17 protein-coding genes and 1 other RNA gene are annotated in these 14,268 nt (G+C 67.1%); 9 read left to right on the top strand and 9 right to left on the bottom strand.

Translation table 11 applies throughout. The features are described 5' to 3' along the window. The first annotated feature begins 7 nt into the window (after positions 1 to 7). The 5 genes from ruvC (at position 8) to LGN19_RS26280 (ending at position 4,734) form a co-directional block, all read left to right on the top strand. On the top strand, positions 8 to 550 hold the full coding sequence (gene ruvC / locus LGN19_RS26300) for a crossover junction endodeoxyribonuclease RuvC (RefSeq protein ID WP_011350965.1): 543 nt from the start codon (positions 8 to 10) through the stop codon (positions 548 to 550). Positions 551 to 705: 155 nt separating this feature from the next. Further along, complete coding sequence (gene ruvA, locus LGN19_RS26295; protein WP_226217908.1) at positions 706 to 1,287, top strand: Holliday junction branch migration protein RuvA; 582 nt, start codon at positions 706 to 708, stop codon at positions 1,285 to 1,287. Positions 1,288 to 1,406: 119 nt separating this feature from the next. Beyond that, positions 1,407 to 2,477 carry a Holliday junction branch migration DNA helicase RuvB gene (gene ruvB, locus LGN19_RS26290; protein WP_122944488.1) on the top strand — a complete coding sequence of 357 codons (1,071 nt, stop codon included), beginning with the start codon at positions 1,407 to 1,409 and terminating at the stop codon, positions 2,475 to 2,477. A 24-nt stretch (positions 2,478 to 2,501) separates the two neighbouring features. Beyond that, entirely contained in the window at positions 2,502 to 3,455 is a 954-nt protein-coding gene (locus LGN19_RS26285; RefSeq protein WP_122944487.1) for an oxygenase MpaB family protein, read from the top strand. 151 nt (positions 3,456 to 3,606) lie between these two features. Then, the gene (locus tag LGN19_RS26280; RefSeq protein WP_226217906.1) at positions 3,607 to 4,734 is read left to right on the top strand and encodes a ParB/Srx family N-terminal domain-containing protein; all 1,128 of its coding nucleotides are present in this window, start codon (positions 3,607 to 3,609) and stop codon (positions 4,732 to 4,734) included. A gap of 67 nt (positions 4,735 to 4,801) precedes the next feature. Here the strand turns inward: LGN19_RS26280 and LGN19_RS26275 are convergent, their stop codons facing one another. Genes LGN19_RS26275 through tyrS form a run of 3 tightly spaced genes read right to left on the bottom strand, consistent with a single transcriptional unit; the run spans position 4,802 to position 7,184 of the window. Continuing rightward, the gene (locus LGN19_RS26275; protein ID WP_122944486.1) at positions 4,802 to 5,464 is read right to left on the bottom strand and encodes a histidine phosphatase family protein; all 663 of its coding nucleotides are present in this window, start codon (positions 5,462 to 5,464) and stop codon (positions 4,802 to 4,804) included. 23 nt (positions 5,465 to 5,487) lie between these two features. Then, positions 5,488 to 5,946: a D-aminoacyl-tRNA deacylase gene (dtd, locus tag LGN19_RS26270; RefSeq protein WP_011350959.1), complete on the bottom strand. Its 459-nt coding sequence runs from the start codon at positions 5,944 to 5,946 to the stop codon at positions 5,488 to 5,490. After that, positions 5,943 to 7,184, bottom strand: coding sequence for a tyrosine--tRNA ligase (tyrS, locus tag LGN19_RS26265; RefSeq protein WP_122944484.1), 1,242 nt, complete (start codon positions 7,182 to 7,184; stop codon positions 5,943 to 5,945). Before tyrS ends, dtd begins: the two co-directional genes overlap by 4 nt. 142 nt (positions 7,185 to 7,326) lie before the next feature. Here tyrS and LGN19_RS26260 point away from each other — a divergent pair, with 142 nt between their 5' ends. Further along, the gene (locus LGN19_RS26260; protein WP_226217904.1) at positions 7,327 to 8,475 is read left to right on the top strand and encodes an anhydro-N-acetylmuramic acid kinase; all 1,149 of its coding nucleotides are present in this window, start codon (positions 7,327 to 7,329) and stop codon (positions 8,473 to 8,475) included. A 113-nt stretch (positions 8,476 to 8,588) separates the two neighbouring features. On the opposite strand, the gene erpA is transcribed toward LGN19_RS26260, so the two are convergent. From erpA to rplM, 4 genes are read right to left on the bottom strand one after another with little or no spacing between them, the layout of a single operon-like run. Further along, complete coding sequence (gene erpA / locus LGN19_RS26255; protein WP_011350956.1) at positions 8,589 to 8,960, bottom strand: iron-sulfur cluster insertion protein ErpA; 372 nt, start codon at positions 8,958 to 8,960, stop codon at positions 8,589 to 8,591. Positions 8,961 to 8,980: 20 nt separating this feature from the next. Then, positions 8,981 to 9,169, bottom strand: coding sequence for a hypothetical protein (locus tag LGN19_RS26250; RefSeq protein ID WP_226217902.1), 189 nt, complete (start codon positions 9,167 to 9,169; stop codon positions 8,981 to 8,983). A gap of 9 nt (positions 9,170 to 9,178) precedes the next feature. Then, positions 9,179 to 9,571: a 30S ribosomal protein S9 gene (gene rpsI / locus LGN19_RS26245; protein ID WP_122944482.1), complete on the bottom strand. Its 393-nt coding sequence runs from the start codon at positions 9,569 to 9,571 to the stop codon at positions 9,179 to 9,181. A gap of 10 nt (positions 9,572 to 9,581) precedes the next feature. After that, positions 9,582 to 10,010: a 50S ribosomal protein L13 gene (gene rplM / locus LGN19_RS26240; protein WP_041490553.1), complete on the bottom strand. Its 429-nt coding sequence runs from the start codon at positions 10,008 to 10,010 to the stop codon at positions 9,582 to 9,584. 311 nt (positions 10,011 to 10,321) lie between these two features. Between rplM and LGN19_RS26235 the strand changes: the two genes are divergently transcribed. Beyond that, on the top strand, positions 10,322 to 10,627 hold the full coding sequence (locus tag LGN19_RS26235; RefSeq protein WP_226217900.1) for a DUF1090 family protein: 306 nt from the start codon (positions 10,322 to 10,324) through the stop codon (positions 10,625 to 10,627). Between the two features lie 410 nt (positions 10,628 to 11,037). Next, the gene (locus LGN19_RS26230) at positions 11,038 to 11,502 is read left to right on the top strand and encodes an OsmC family protein (RefSeq protein ID WP_076605865.1); all 465 of its coding nucleotides are present in this window, start codon (positions 11,038 to 11,040) and stop codon (positions 11,500 to 11,502) included. Positions 11,503 to 11,572: 70 nt separating this feature from the next. On the opposite strand, the gene rnpB is transcribed toward LGN19_RS26230, so the two are convergent. Beyond that, an RNA gene (rnpB, locus tag LGN19_RS26225) (RNase P RNA component class A) lies at positions 11,573 to 11,984 on the bottom strand. Between the two features lie 65 nt (positions 11,985 to 12,049). Next, the gene (gene pyrC / locus LGN19_RS26220) at positions 12,050 to 13,114 is read right to left on the bottom strand and encodes a dihydroorotase (protein ID WP_175995878.1); all 1,065 of its coding nucleotides are present in this window, start codon (positions 13,112 to 13,114) and stop codon (positions 12,050 to 12,052) included. Between the two features lie 206 nt (positions 13,115 to 13,320). Between pyrC and LGN19_RS26215 the strand changes: the two genes are divergently transcribed. Next, entirely contained in the window at positions 13,321 to 14,232 is a 912-nt protein-coding gene (locus LGN19_RS26215) for a class II glutamine amidotransferase (RefSeq protein WP_122944479.1), read from the top strand. Positions 14,233 to 14,268 lie beyond the last annotated feature (36 nt).

Raw genomic sequence — 14,268 nt, 5'->3', positions numbered from 1 at the left:
CTTACTCATGCGAATTCTCGGCATCGACCCCGGCCTGCGCGTCACCGGCTTCGGCATCATCGACGTCAGCGGCCACCGGCTCGCGTATGTCGCGAGCGGCGTGATCCGCACGCCGACCGCCGACCTGGCCACCCGGCTCGGCACGATCTTCCAGGGCGTCTCGACCATCGTGCGCGAGCACGCACCCGACCAGTCCGCGATCGAAAAGGTGTTCGTCAACGTGAACCCGCAGTCGACGCTGCTGCTCGGTCAGGCGCGCGGCGCCGCGATCTGCGGCCTCGTCGCGGGCGGCCTGCCGGTGGCTGAATACACGGCACTGCAGCTCAAGCAGGCGGTGGTCGGCTACGGCCGCGCGACCAAGACGCAGATGCAGGAAATGGTCACGCGGCTGCTCAACCTCTCCGGACAACCGGGCTCCGACGCGGCCGACGCGCTCGGCATGGCGATCTGCCACGCGCACGGCGGCAACACGCTCAGCACGCTCGGCGGCCTCGCGCCGGCGCTCGCGAAGAAAGGGCTGCGCGTGCGGCGCGGGCGACTGGTCGGCTGATACCGCACATGCCAGCGCGCGGCGCACGGAATCGGCCGTGTTGAGCGCACGCGGCGCGCCCGCGACACCCATCGCCCCGGCCTGACGGCCGATCCCGTCGGCATAGCGCCGCACGTGCGCTACACTCGCGCTTTCTTCCTCGCATCAAGTCATCCATGATCGGTCGCATCGCCGGCATCCTGCTCGAAAAGAACCCGCCTCACCTGCTCGTCGACTGCAACGGCGTCGGCTACGAAATCGACGTGCCGATGAGCACCTTCTACAACCTGCCGCAAACGGGCGAGCGCGTCGTGCTGCTCACGCAGCAGATCGTCCGCGAGGACGCGAACCTGCTGTACGGCTTCCTGACGCCGCAGGAGCGCACGACCTTCCGCGAGCTGCTGAAGATCACCGGCATCGGCGCGCGCATGGCGCTCGCCGTGCTGTCCGGCATGAGCGTGCAGGAGCTCGCACAGGCCGTGACGATGCAGGACGCCGCACGCCTCACGCGCCTGCCCGGCATCGGCAAGAAAACGGCCGAGCGCCTGCTGCTCGAGCTGAAGGGCAAGCTCGGCGCCGATCTCGGCGAGCTCGCCGGCGCCGCGTCGCCGTCCGACCACGCAACCGACATCCTCAACGCGCTGCTTGCACTCGGCTATTCCGAAAAGGAAGGCCTCGCCGCGATCAAGAACGTGCCGGCGGGCACCGGTGTATCCGAAGGCATCAAGCTCGCACTGAAGGCGCTGTCGAAGGTGTAACGCCCTCATGACGCGCCGCCAGACGGTGCGTCGAAACCAGTGTCGCGCGGCCGCGCGGCGCTCGCCAGTCGGCCGTTCGGCCAGGTGGGCGGGACAGCGGCGCGCGGTACAATGGCCGCATGATTGAAACCGACAAACTCGCCACCGAGCAGCGGATCATCGCCGCCACACCCGCCTCGTCGCACGAGGAGGTGTTCGAACGTGCGCTGCGGCCGCGCCAGCTCGACGACTACGTCGGCCAGGAAAAGGTGCGCGGCCAGCTCGAGATCTTCATCGAAGCCGCCAAGCGCCGCTCCGAGCCGCTCGACCACGTGCTGCTGTTCGGGCCGCCGGGCCTCGGCAAGACGACGCTCGCGCACATCATCGCGCGGGAGATGGGCGTGAACCTGCGCCAGACGTCGGGCCCCGTGCTCGAGCGCGCGGGCGATCTCGCCGCGCTGCTGACCAACCTCGAAGCGAACGACGTGCTGTTCATCGACGAGATCCACCGGCTGTCGCCGGTCGTCGAGGAAATCCTGTATCCGGCACTCGAGGATTACCAGATCGACATCATGATCGGCGAAGGCCCGGCCGCGCGCAGCGTGAAGCTCGACCTGCAGCCGTTCACGCTGGTCGGCGCCACCACCCGCGCCGGGATGCTGACCAACCCGCTGCGCGATCGCTTCGGGATCGTCGCGCGCCTCGAGTTCTACGATGCCGAGCAGCTGTCGCGCATCGTGCGGCGCTCGGCGTCGCTGCTGAACGCGCAGATCGATCCGAACGGCGCGCTCGAAATCGCGAAGCGCTCGCGCGGCACGCCGCGGATTGCAAACCGGCTGCTGCGCCGCGTGCGCGACTTCGCGGAAGTCAAGGCCGACGGCCAGATCACCGCGGCCGTCGCCGATGCCGCGCTCGCGATGCTCGACGTCGATCCGGTCGGCTTCGACCTGATGGACCGCAAGCTGCTCGAAGCGATCCTGTACAAGTTCGACGGCGGCCCGGTCGGCATCGACAACCTCGCCGCAGCGATCGGCGAAGAGCGCGACACGATCGAGGACGTACTCGAACCGTACCTGATCCAGCAGGGCTTCCTGCAGCGCACGCCGCGCGGGCGTGTCGCGACGCTGCTCACCTATCGCCACTTCGGGCTTTCCGTGCCGGACGCCGGCCGCACCGAACGCGGCGAGTGGGATACCCCCGACGGGAAGTAACCCGTCGCCCGATCCACACGCACCATGACGACGCCGCCCAGCCACCACCCCGCCGCACCCGCACCGGGCCCGCGCTGGGCCGAGCCGATCCGCAAGCGGCTCGTGGCCGGCGTCACGCACCTGACGGCGGGCGGTGGCGGCCCGTCGCTCGACCTCTCTTCGCCGCCGGGAGACCCTGGGCTGTTCGGCCCCGACGCCGTCTGCTGGCGCGTGCATGCCGACTTCACGTCGATGATGACGGGCGGCATCGCCGCGTTGCTGTTGCAGGCGCTCCATCCGCTCGCGCTCGCGGGCGTCTGGGATCACTCGTCGTTCCGCACCGACATCCTGGGCCGCTTGCGCCGCACCGCGACGTTCATCACCGGTACGACGTTCGGCAGCCGCGCGGACGCCCTCGCGCTGATCGAGCGCGTGAAATCGATCCACGCGCACATCTCGGGCACCGCGCCGGACGGCCGGCCGTACCGTGCCGACGATCCGGCGTTGCTGACCTGGGTGCATGTCGCGGAAGTGTCGAGCTTCCTCGCCGCGCATCTGCGCTACGTGAATCCGGCGCTGCCGGGCGAGTTGCAGGATCGCTACTACGCCGAAACGGCATTGGTCGCCGAGCTGCTCGGCGCACACGAGGTTCCCCGTTCGCGCGCCGAGGTGGCCGCCTATCTTGCGCGCATGCAGCCCGAACTCGAGGCCGGGCCGCGCACCTTCGACGTGATGTCCATCCTGCTGAACGTGCCGGTCGCGAAGCCCGCGCTGCGGCCGGCCGCGTCGCTGGTGATGCATGCGGGGATCGACCTGCTGCCGCCGTGGGCGCAGCGCATGCTCGGCGTGTCGGCGTTCGCGCCGCTGCGACGCGCGGTGGTCCGGCCCGGCATACGGCTCGTCGCACCCATGCTGCGCTGGGCGCTCGTGAACGGCGCGTCAAAGCGTGCGCGCCGCCGCGCCACCGCGACACCGCCCGACGGCACCCCGCCCGCCTGACGATTCGCTTCCTCTTATCATTTCAATTTACTGTCAAATACCTGTGACAAGCTGACAGGCTTGCACCCGCGCACGGCTGCACGTGCCGCATGTCCCGTCTGCCGTGACCCGCGCGGTGTCCCGCCCACCCGACCGACACCCGATGCCCGCGATGCCACGCCTGCCGATCCGTTTCGCCCTTGCCGTCAGCCTGTCCACCGTCTTCGCCCTCACCGCCTGCGGAGGCGACGATGTCGCCGCCGTCGCGCGTTCGGATGCGCAAACGCCGTCCGGCGGCACCCCGACCACGCCTGCCCCCACGCCGCCCGCCACCGTCACGCCGCAACCGGGCAAGTGGAAAGCCGCTCGCGCGGGCGACCTGATCGACGTGACGCTCGGCGACCTCCATCCGACGCAGGGCGCGATCGGCTACGACCAGATCTACTACAAGCTCGGCCGCTACGAACTGCAGCCCGACAAGAAATTCGACGACTTCTGTGCGGACGAAGGCCTCGGCGGCGTCGCTTCGGGCGGCTACACGGCCAGGTCGGCGCTGCGCGAACCCGCGAGCTACACGTGCACGACGACCGACGCGAACGCCCGCGACCGCTCGGTGCTGAACCCGGTCGTGATCGGCCCGAACGGCGACGCGCTGTACCTGACCGACGGCCACCACGGCCTGTCGACCTACTACGAGACGCCCGACGGCGGCCCGGCGCTGCACGTGCACGTCGTCGTCAAGGACAACCTCAGCGACTACTCGGGCGACGCGTTCTGGCAGCAGATGCAGAGCCGCGGCTATCTGCGCCTCAAGAACGGCGAAGGCAAGCCGATCACGGCCGCACAACTGCCGACCGGGCTCGGCCTGAAACTCGGGATGACGAACGACCGCTACCGTTCGCTCGTCTATTTCACGCGCGACATCGGCTACAGCAAGCCCGCGCAAACCACCGACTACCTCGAGTTCTACTGGGCCGACTGGCTGCGCGCGCAACCGGGCACGTTCTCGCTCGCCGTCTATGACCTGACGCGCGCCGGCGCAACCGATCCCGATCCGGCAAAGGCCGACACGGGCTACCTGAACGCGGTCTGGAATGCGTCGACGCGCATGGTCGCGGCCACCGATCCGGTGATCGACGGCAAGACGGGCGCCGACCTCGGCCGCGCGGACACGATCAACGGCGGGAAGAAATACAACAAGGGGGAATTCGACAAGCTGCGCCAGCCGATCGCGGCGGACAAGCCCGGCAAGATCGCGTACGCGCTCGACTACAAGACGCGCCACGCGCTGCCGCAGTAAGCCGTAAGCGGCAAGCACCACACGGGAAGGAAACCCCGGCCGGCGATGCCGGACGGGGCCTGCTGGCTCAGAGCACCTTGCGGTACCCGTCGTCGTCGCTTGCAGCGTCCAGGTGCGACACGTCGGCCCACTGCACGACTTGCGCGCGGCCATCCACGTAATCGACGACGTTGATGCTCGTGTTGAGCAGCTGATAATTGCGCGGCGCCGACAGCTCGATACCGTTCGCGAAGCGATAAACGCAGTCGAGCACGCCGCCATGTGCGACGCACGCGATCCGGCCGCCCGGATGCTCGGCGACGATCGGTTCGAGCGCATGCAGCACGCGGTGATAGAACTCGCGCTGCGACTCGCCGCCCTCCGGCGCAAAACCGGGGTCGCGCGTCTGCCAGGCCGCGTAGGCGTCGGGAAACAGCGTCTCGATCTCGGCGCTGTCGTGCCCCTGGAACTGGCCGTACGAGCGTTCGCGCAGCCCTTCCCGCAGCCGCGGCGACAGCCCGAGCGCGTCGGCGAACGGCTGAGCGGTCTGCTGTGCGCGCATCAGGTCGCTCGAATAGATCGCATCGAGCCGTGCACCGTCGCGCGCCTCGCGCGCGAGCCTCGCGGCAAGCCGCTGCGCCTGCTCGAGGCCCGACTCGGCCAGCGGGATGTCGATATGCCCCTGGATGCGCTTGATGCGGTTCCAGGCCGTCTCGCCATGGCGGATGAAAAGAATCTGCGTGGTGGCCATCGCGGCGCGTCTCCGGGGAAGAATCAGGGCCGCACTTGCAGCCAGAATGTCACGGGGCCGTCGTTGACAAGCGACACCTGCATGTCGGCGCCGAACTCGCCCGTCTCGACGACCGGATGGCGCGCACGCGCGGCCGCGACGAAATAGTCGAACAGCCGCGCACCCTCGTCGGGCGGCGCGGCGGGCGTGAAGCTCGGCCGCAGCCCGCTGTTGGTATCGGCCGCCAGCGTGAATTGCGACACGAGCAGCAGGCCGCCTGCGCGGCCCTCACCGTCGATATTCGACACCGGCAGGTTCATCTTGCCGGCGGCATCGCTGAATACGCGATAGCCGAGCATCTTCGCGAGCAGCTTGTCGGCCGCCGCGTCGGTGTCGCCGCGCTCCGCGCAGACCAGCGCGAGCAGGCCCGCACCGATCTCGCCCGTCGTGCGGTCGCCGACGCGCACGTCGGCGCGCTTCACGCGCTGGATCAGCGCGATCATGCGGTCAGCGTGACGCGTGCGAAGCGGCGCTTGCCGACCTGCACGACGAACTCGCCGGCTTCGACCTTCAGGCCCTTGTCCGACACGGTCGCGCCATCGATCTTCACGCCGCCCTGCTCGATGTTGCGCAGTGCCTCGCTCGTCGACGGCACGAGGCCGGCCTGCTTCAGCAACTGACCGATCGCGAGCGGTGCGCCCGCAAGCGTGACCGACGGAATGTCGTCCGGCACGCCGCCCTTCGCGCGGTGGTTGAAATCTTCGAGCGCACGCTCGGCGTCGGCCTGCGAGTGGAAGCGCGCGACGATTTCCTGCGCGAGCAGCACCTTGAAGTCGCGCGGGTTGCGGCCGCCTTCGATCTCGCGCTTGAAGCCGCCGATCTCGTCCATCGGGCGGAACGACAGCAGTTCGAAGTAACGCCACATCAGCGTGTCCGAGATGCTCATCAGCTTGCCGAACATGTCGTTCGGCTGCTCGCTGATGCCGACGTAGTTGCCCTTCGACTTCGACATCTTCTCGACGCCGTCGAGGCCTTCGAGCAGCGGCATCGTGAGAATGCACTGCTGTTCCTGGCCGTACTGCTTCTGCAGTTCGCGGCCGACCAGCAGGTTGAACTTCTGGTCGGTGCCGCCGAGCTCGAGGTCGGCATTCAGCGCGACCGAGTCGTAGCCCTGCATCAGCGGGTACAGGAACTCGTGGATCGAGATCGGCACGCCGCCCTGGAAGCGCTTCGTGAAATCCTCGCGCTCGAGGATCCGCGCAACCGTGTAGCGCGACGCGAGCTTGATCATCCCGTCCGCGCCGAGCGGCATCGACCATTCGCTGTTGTAGCGGATCTCGGTCTTGTCGCGATCGAGCACGAGCGCGGCCTGCTCGAAGTAGGTCTTCGCGTTCGATTCGATCTGTTCGCGCGTGAGCGGCGGGCGCGTCGCGTTGCGGCCCGACGGGTCACCGATCAGCGACGTGAAATCGCCGATCAGGAAGATCACCGTGTGGCCGAGGTCCTGCAGCTGACGCATCTTGTTCAGCACGACCGTATGGCCGATGTGGATGTCAGGTGCGGTCGGGTCGAGGCCGAGCTTGATGCGAAGCGGCGTGCCCGTGGCCGCGCTGCGCGCGAGCTTCTGCGCGAACTCTTCCTCGACCAGCAGCTCGTCGACGCCGCGCTTCGTGACGGCGAGCGCATGCCGGACTTCGTCGGTGATCGGGAAAACAGGCTTGGAACTGGGTTCGGTGCTCATCGGTGCCAGGAAGAATGTCGCAAAAGCAGGGATTTTCCCATAACTTGCGCGCGCATCGCTTAACGGCGCGTCATGTTGCGCGGATAATCGGGCGCAAGGCGCGCGGCACCGGCCCGCGCCGCACGATCCAGGAGGACCCCACGTGCCGCAACGACAGCCGCAAGACGCCCATCCGGCCGACGGCATCTACTTCGGGCTGATGTCGGGAACCAGCATGGACGGCGTCGATGGCGTCGCCGTGCGTTTCGAGGCCGGCAAAGCGCCGGTCGTGCTCGCGGAAGCGTTCGTCGGCTTCGCGCAATCGCTGCGCGACGCGCTGTTCGCGCTGCAGCAGCCCGGCCACGATGAAATCGACCGCGAATCGGTCGCCGCGAACGCGCTGGTCGCACGCTATGCGGTGTGCTGCCACGAATTGCAGCGCACGGCCGGGCTGTCGCGCGACGAGATCCACGCGATCGGCGTGCACGGCCAGACCGTGCGCCATCGCCCCGAGCGCGGCTATACGCGGCAGATCAACAACCCGGCGCTGCTCGCCGAGCTGACCCAGGTCGACGTGATCGCCGATTTCCGCAGCCGCGATGTCGCCGCAGGCGGCCACGGCGCGCCGCTCGCGCCGGCCTTCCATGCGACGGTATTCGGCGCGCCGGGCGAGACGCGCGTCGTCTGCAATCTCGGCGGGATCAGCAACATCACGATCCTGCCCGGCGAAGGCGGCGACGTGCGCGGCTTCGACTGCGGCCCCGCGAATGCGCTGCTCGACGAATGGGCGACCCGTCATCTCGGCAAGCCGTACGACGACGGCGGCAAGTTCGCCGCGCGCGGCACCGTCCACGCGCCGCTGCTCGACGCGCTGCTCGACGAGCCGTATTTCACTGCGCCGCCGCCGAAAAGCACCGGGCGCGACCTGTTCAATCCCGCGTGGCTCGACGCGAAGCTCGCCGCGTTCGCACACGTCGCGCCGCAGGACGTCCAGGCAACCCTCGTCGCGCTCACCGCCGTGTCGGTCGCACGCGAGATCGCGCAACACGCAGCGGGCTGCAAGGCCGTGTTCGTCTGCGGCGGCGGCGCACGCAATCCGGTGCTGCTCGACGCGCTCCGGCACGCGCTGCACGAGGCCGGCGTGCCGGCCACGGTCGATACGACGGCCGCGCTCGGCGTGCCGCCTCAACAGGTCGAGGCGCTCGCGTTCGCCTGGCTCGCGTACCGCTTCACCGCGCGCCAGCCCGGCAATCTCGCGACGGTCACGGGGGCAGCCGGCAACCGCGTGCTCGGCGCGCTCTATCCGCGCTGACGCGACACCCGCCGCAACGCGGGCGCCGCATCGCCATTGCGCACGGACATAAAAAAACGGGGCATGAAGCCCCGTTTTTCATTCCGGCGAACCGGACACGATCGATTGTGCGCTCAGACCGAGAACGACGAACCACACCCGCAGGTGGTGCTCGCGTTCGGGTTCTTGATCACGAACTGGGCGCCGTTGAGGTCGTCCTTGTAGTCGATCTCGGCGCCGACCAGATACTGGTAGCTCATCGAGTCGATCAGGAGCTGGACGCCGTTCTTGTTCATCACGGTGTCGTCCTCGTTGACTTCCTCGTCGAACGTGAAGCCATACTGGAAGCCGGAGCAGCCGCCGCCCTGCACGAACACGCGCAGCTTCAGGTCGGGATTGCCCTCTTCGTCGATCAGTTGCTTGACCTTGTCGGCTGCGGCGTCGGTGAAGACGAACGGAACCGGCATTTCGGCCGTCGTTGCTGCGGATTCGGTAACAGCGTTCATTGCGAACTCTCCAAAAAGCTTTAGCCGCTATTGTAGGGCCGATCAGAAGATCGTGCTGAAGTCCATGAAATCAATAGGTTCTTGTCGATTTCGTCAAACACGCCCGCGCGGGCCGCGGCAACACGCGCCTGGAAGCGGACATAAAAAAACCGCCAGCGCGAAAGCTGGCGGTTTTTCGGGCAGACGCCGCCCGGGAGCGGCGAAGCCATGAAGCGGAATTAACGCTTCGAGAACTGCTTGGCGCGGCGTGCCTTGCGCAGACCGACCTTCTTACGCTCGACTTCACGTGCATCGCGCGTGACGAAGCCTGCGCTCGACAGCGACGGCTTGAGCGTCGCATCGTAGTCGATCAGTGCACGGGTGATGCCGTGGCGCACTGCACCTGCCTGACCCGTTTCGCCGCCGCCGTTGACGTTGACCTTGATGTCGAACGTCAGGCCGTGGTTCGTGAGTTCCAGCGGTTGACGCACGATCATCAGCGACGTTTCGCGCGAGAAGTAGTCAGCGATGGGCTTGCCGTTGACGATGATGTCGCCCTTGCCAGCCTTGATGAAGACACGTGCGACTGCGCTCTTGCGGCGGCCCGTACCGTAGTTCCAGTTACCGATCATGTGGGTCCCCTTAGATCTCGAGCGCCTTCGGCTGTTGAGCCGAGTGCGGATGCGTCGCTTCTGCGTAGACCTTCAGCTTCTTGATCATCGCGTAGCCGAGCGGGCCCTTCGGCAGCATGCCCTTGACCGCCTTCTCGAGCGCACGGCCCGGGAAGCGTTCTTGCATCTTGCCGAACGTCGTTTCATAGATACCGCCCGGGTAGCCCGAGTGACGGTAGTACTTCTTGTCCAGCGTCTTGTTGCCCGTGACTTTCAACTTGCTCGCGTTGACGATGATGATGAAATCACCAGTGTCGACGTGCGGAGTGAACTCAGGCTTGTGCTTGCCGCGCAGACGGCGTGCCACTTCGCTGGCAACACGGCCGAGAACCTTATCCGTCGCGTCAATCACGTACCATTCGCGCGTCACCTCATGGGCTTTTGCGGAAAACGTCTTCATGATCGATCCAAAAAAAATGCTTTGCCCGATGTGTTCGTCCTGCTTGTCTGTGTGCGCTTCAAGGCGCGGTGCAGGCTCTCCCTGTTCTTTTTCCGTGGGCATGAATGCGGAAAAGCCCTGAATTATAAAGGAAATACGGCAACGCGGTCAAAGGGAATCCACTTCCCGTGCCCACGGCGGCCGAAATGGGCCAAAATCCGGTCGTGCCCCGACAAGCCAGGCGAACCGAGCGCCCGGGGAGGCACCCATCGACGCGCGGCACATGACCTTGCCGCGCCAGACCGGCCGAATCTGGAAAACAACAAACAAGCATGATGAATCAACGACTTACGCCCTTCCTTGCGGCCGCGCTGCTGGCCGCCGCGGCGCCTGCCGTCGCCGCCCGAGCCGAATGCGAAGCCAAGCTCGACGCGCTCGATACACGCATTACCGAAGCCCGCGCCACCCATGCCGAGGATCGCGTCGCCCGCCTGCGCGCGGTGCGCGAACGCGTCCGCCACTTCTGCGCGCGCGGCCACGGCCATGCGTCGGCCGTCCACGCGCCGGCACCTGACGCACGCCCGCGCGGCACGCCGCTCGATGCGACATCGCAGCCGGCCGCCAGGCAGCCCGCATAACGATGCCAGCGCGCGCAAGCCGCGCGCCGATGTTTGCATGGGACGAAAAAAAGCCCGAACGGCTGGTTCGGGCTTAATCCACCATAGGAGGAGGGTGGAGGAGACATTCGGAGGTTGCCGCAGCGCGACAACCAATGAGGCTCATTATACGAACGCGTTGCCGACTTCACAAGAAAATTTGCATTACGAAATCAAACACCATAATGCGAAATTTATGGCGCCACGTTTGAAAAATGGGTTTTCTCTTTGAAATCAATCATCTGATCCCGGCAAGCCGGATCGGGAACCGCCCTCGCCTAGAGCAAAACCCCTAAATGCAAAGGGGACTTGGCCGCCTGGCGCCCCGCGCGCACGGCGCCGGCGTTGCGCGTCGTGCAGCGCATCAGCCGACCGTTGCGCAGCGGGCTACAATGCCGGATCGAATCCGAATCAGGCAACGCTGGAGTGCAAGCATGGAATGCAAAGTAAGCTGGATGGGTCAGGACGGCATGGCGTTCTCCGCCGAGACAGGCAGCGGCCACCTCGTCACGATGGATGGCGCGCCCGAAGGCGGCGGCCACAATCTCGCGCCGCGCCCGATGGAAATGGTGCTGCTCGGCACCGGCGGCTGCACGGCCTATGACGTCGTGCTGATCCTGAAGAAGAGCCGCCAGGAAGTCAGCGGCTGCTCGGTCACGCTGAAGGCCGAGCGCGCGAGCGAAGACCCGAAGGTGTTCACGAAGGTGCACTTCCACTTCACCGTCACCGGCCGCAACCTGAACCCGGCCACGGTCGAACGCGCGATCAACCTGTCGCACGACAAGTATTGCTCCGCGTCGATCATGATCGCGAAGACGGCCGAACTCACGCATTCGTTCGACATCGTCGCCGGCTGAACGCACGGCGGGCGCGCATGAAAAAAGGGCCGGCGCTCCGCAAGGAGACGCCGGCCCTTTCGCATTCGAACCGCAAAGCAGGCCGATAAGCCGGATTCTGTGCACGCTGCGCGCCGAAGCGCACAACGCGTGGCAGCCATTCCTCTAGGCGCGCCATTGCTGACGCGCTCAAGCTTCCTACCCGCAGACGAGACGGGGGCCCCGTCCTGCATCCGAAAATGCGCGCCTGCCTACTTGGAATTGCTCCGGGTGGAGGTTACCGTGCCGGCGAACGTCGCCGTCGCCGCGGTGCGCTCTTACCGCACCGTTTCACCCTTACCTGATCCCGGCTTGCGCCGGGCCATCGGCGGTTTGCTTTCTGTTGCCCTGTTCCGCGTGTCGCCACGGATGGCCGTTAGCCATCACCCTGCCCTGTGGAGTCCGGACTTTCCTCGCCCCCGCGCGCCCGAAGGCGGCGAGGCCGCGACTGCCTGGCCTGCTTTGCGACGCGCATTCTAGCACTGCGCGCTACCGGCCGTCTGGCCAGGTTCGCGCGGCGGCGCGAAGGTCACGCCAGTTTCCAGCCGATCGTCTCGCCGCCGCGCAGCGGCACGACGGGCGTATCGCCCGCGAAGATCTCGCGCGGCAGCTCCCACGCCTCGCGACGCAGCGTGACCGTCTCGGCGCTGCGCGGCAGCCCGTAGAAATCGGCGCCGAAGAAGCTTGCGAAGCCTTCCAGCTTGTCGAGCGCGCCGGCGTGGTCGAACGCTTCCGCATACAGTTCGAGCGCGTGCAGCGCCGTGTAGCAGCCCGCGCAGCCGCACGCGGTTTCCTTCGCATCGCGCGCATGCGGCGCGCTGTCGGTACCGAGGAAGAAGCGCGGGTTGCCCGACGTCGCGGCCTCGACCAGCGCGACGCGATGCGTCTCGCGCTTCAGCACCGGCAGGCAGTAGTAATGCGGGCGGATCCCGCCGACGAACAGCGCGTTGCGGTTGTACAGCAGGTGATGCGCGGTGATCGTCGCGCCGAGCAGGCCGGGCGCGGCGTCCGCGTCGCGCACGTAGTCGGCCGCGTCCTTCGTCGTGATGTGTTCGAACACGACCTTCAGGCCCGGGAAATCGCGGCGCAGCGGCGTCATCACGCGGTCGATGAAGACCTTCTCGCGGTCGAACAGGTCGATCGACGCATCGGTCACTTCGCCGTGCACGAGCAGCGGCATGCCGGTTTCCTGCATCACCTCGAGCGTCTTCGCGCACTTCGCGAGATCGGTAACGCCGTGGTCGGAATTCGTCGTCGCGCCGGCCGGATACAGCTTCACGCCGTGCACGAAGCCGCTTTCGCGCGCGCGGCGGATCTCGTCGGGCGGCGTGTTGTCGGTCAGGTACAGCGTCATCAGCGGTTCGAACGTCATCCCGGCCGGCAGCGCGGCGAGGATGCGCTCGCGATACGCCTGCGCCTGCGCGGTGGTCGTCACCGGCGGCTTCAGGTTCGGCATGACGATTGCGCGGCCGAACTGGCGTGCGGTGTGCGGCAGCACGGCGGCCAGCATGTCGCCGTCTCGCAGGTGCAGGTGCCAGTCGTCGGGACGGGCGAGCGAGAGCGTCGCCGGGGAGGAAGCGTTCGAGGCAGTCATAGGAGGCGTCGTGAGGAACGGCCGGGCCATCGGCGGGGCCGGAACGCGCGTGCGCGGGCCGACTGACGGCAAACCGCAACACGGGGCCTTCGGCCGGCGGAATCCGCTTTTTACCGCTCAGGGCTCGGTGATATGCTAGAAGCCGCATTGTACCGGGGTTCGCCCGGTTCGTTACCCCCCCGCCTCAGCCTGCTGCCCCAAGTAAAATGTGCCAACTCTTAGGAATGAACTGCGCCGCGCCGACGGACGTCACATTCTCCTTCACAGGTTTCGCGGCCCGGGGCGGGCTCACCGATCACCATGCCGACGGCTGGGGCATCGCGTTCTTCGAAGATAAAGCCTGCCGCCTGTTCATCGATCACCAGGCCTCGGCCACATCGCCGATCGCCGAGATGGTGAAGCGCTACCCGATCAAGTCCAAGAACACGATCGCGCACATCCGCAAGGCCACGCAAGGCCACATCCTGCTCGAGAACAGCCATCCGTTCATGCGCGAGCTGTGGGGCCGGCACTGGATCTTCGCGCATAACGGCGACCTGCAGGACTACGCACCGGACATGGACGGCAGCGTCTACCACCCGGTCGGCACGACCGACAGCGAACAGGCGTTCTGCGTGCTGATGCAGGGGCTGCGCGAAGCGTTCCCCGGTGCGCAGCCGCCGTTGCCCGAGCTGTTCGAGCGCGTCGGCGAACTGACACGCGGCATCACCGATCACGGCGTGTTCAACTTCCTGATGTCGAACGGCCAGGCGCTGTTCGCGCACTGCTCGACGCGGCTGCACTACCTCGTGCGGCGCTGGCCGTTCTCGACCGCGCACCTCGTCGACGAAGACCTGTCGATCGACTTCGCGAAATACACGACGCCCGAGGATCGCGTCGCGGTGATCGCGACGCAGCCGCTCACCGACAACGAGGTCTGGACGGCATTCGAGCCGGGCGAGCTGATCATGTTCCAGTGCGGCGACGTCGCCGCGCGGATGCGGATCCCGGTGCCCGAGCGCGTGCTCGAGAAGCTGCGCAATCCGGCGCTCGACGCATCGGCGTCGGCGCCGCGCGACGCACGCGAGGCGCTCGCCACCGCGGCCGACGTCGATTCCGACGACGCAATCGACTTCTGAGCGCGGCGCGGCGCGCCCGCACCTCTCCCCTGCCAG

Source organism: Burkholderia sp. AU30198 (assembly GCF_020419825.1).
Classification (GTDB): Bacteria; Pseudomonadota; Gammaproteobacteria; order Burkholderiales; family Burkholderiaceae; genus Burkholderia.
The sequence above is the reverse complement of the archived record's forward strand: the minus strand, read 5'-3'. Positions and strand labels throughout refer to the sequence as shown.

Coding starts and splice junctions, on each gene's coding strand:
- LGN19_RS26280 (WP_226217906.1), top strand. CDS start 3,607: ATGCCACGCCTGCCGATCCGTTTCGCCCTTGCCGTCAGCCTGTCCACC.
- LGN19_RS26250 (WP_226217902.1), bottom strand. CDS start 9,169: ATGGCTTCGCCGCTCCCGGGCGGCGTCTGCCCGAAAAACCGCCAGCTT.
- ruvC (WP_011350965.1), top strand. CDS start 8: ATGCGAATTCTCGGCATCGACCCCGGCCTGCGCGTCACCGGCTTCGGC.
- LGN19_RS26285 (WP_122944487.1), top strand. CDS start 2,502: ATGACGACGCCGCCCAGCCACCACCCCGCCGCACCCGCACCGGGCCCG.
- ruvA (WP_226217908.1), top strand. CDS start 706: ATGATCGGTCGCATCGCCGGCATCCTGCTCGAAAAGAACCCGCCTCAC.
- LGN19_RS26275 (WP_122944486.1), bottom strand. CDS start 5,464: ATGGCCACCACGCAGATTCTTTTCATCCGCCATGGCGAGACGGCCTGG.
- pyrC (WP_175995878.1), bottom strand. CDS start 13,114: ATGACTGCCTCGAACGCTTCCTCCCCGGCGACGCTCTCGCTCGCCCGT.
- erpA (WP_011350956.1), bottom strand. CDS start 8,960: ATGAACGCTGTTACCGAATCCGCAGCAACGACGGCCGAAATGCCGGTT.
- rpsI (WP_122944482.1), bottom strand. CDS start 9,571: ATGATCGGTAACTGGAACTACGGTACGGGCCGCCGCAAGAGCGCAGTC.
- LGN19_RS26230 (WP_076605865.1), top strand. CDS start 11,038: ATGCCGGATCGAATCCGAATCAGGCAACGCTGGAGTGCAAGCATGGAA.
- tyrS (WP_122944484.1), bottom strand. CDS start 7,184: ATGAGCACCGAACCCAGTTCCAAGCCTGTTTTCCCGATCACCGACGAA.
- LGN19_RS26235 (WP_226217900.1), top strand. CDS start 10,322: ATGATGAATCAACGACTTACGCCCTTCCTTGCGGCCGCGCTGCTGGCC.
- dtd (WP_011350959.1), bottom strand. CDS start 5,946: ATGATCGCGCTGATCCAGCGCGTGAAGCGCGCCGACGTGCGCGTCGGC.
- ruvB (WP_122944488.1), top strand. CDS start 1,407: ATGATTGAAACCGACAAACTCGCCACCGAGCAGCGGATCATCGCCGCC.
- rplM (WP_041490553.1), bottom strand. CDS start 10,010: ATGAAGACGTTTTCCGCAAAAGCCCATGAGGTGACGCGCGAATGGTAC.
- LGN19_RS26215 (WP_122944479.1), top strand. CDS start 13,321: ATGTGCCAACTCTTAGGAATGAACTGCGCCGCGCCGACGGACGTCACA.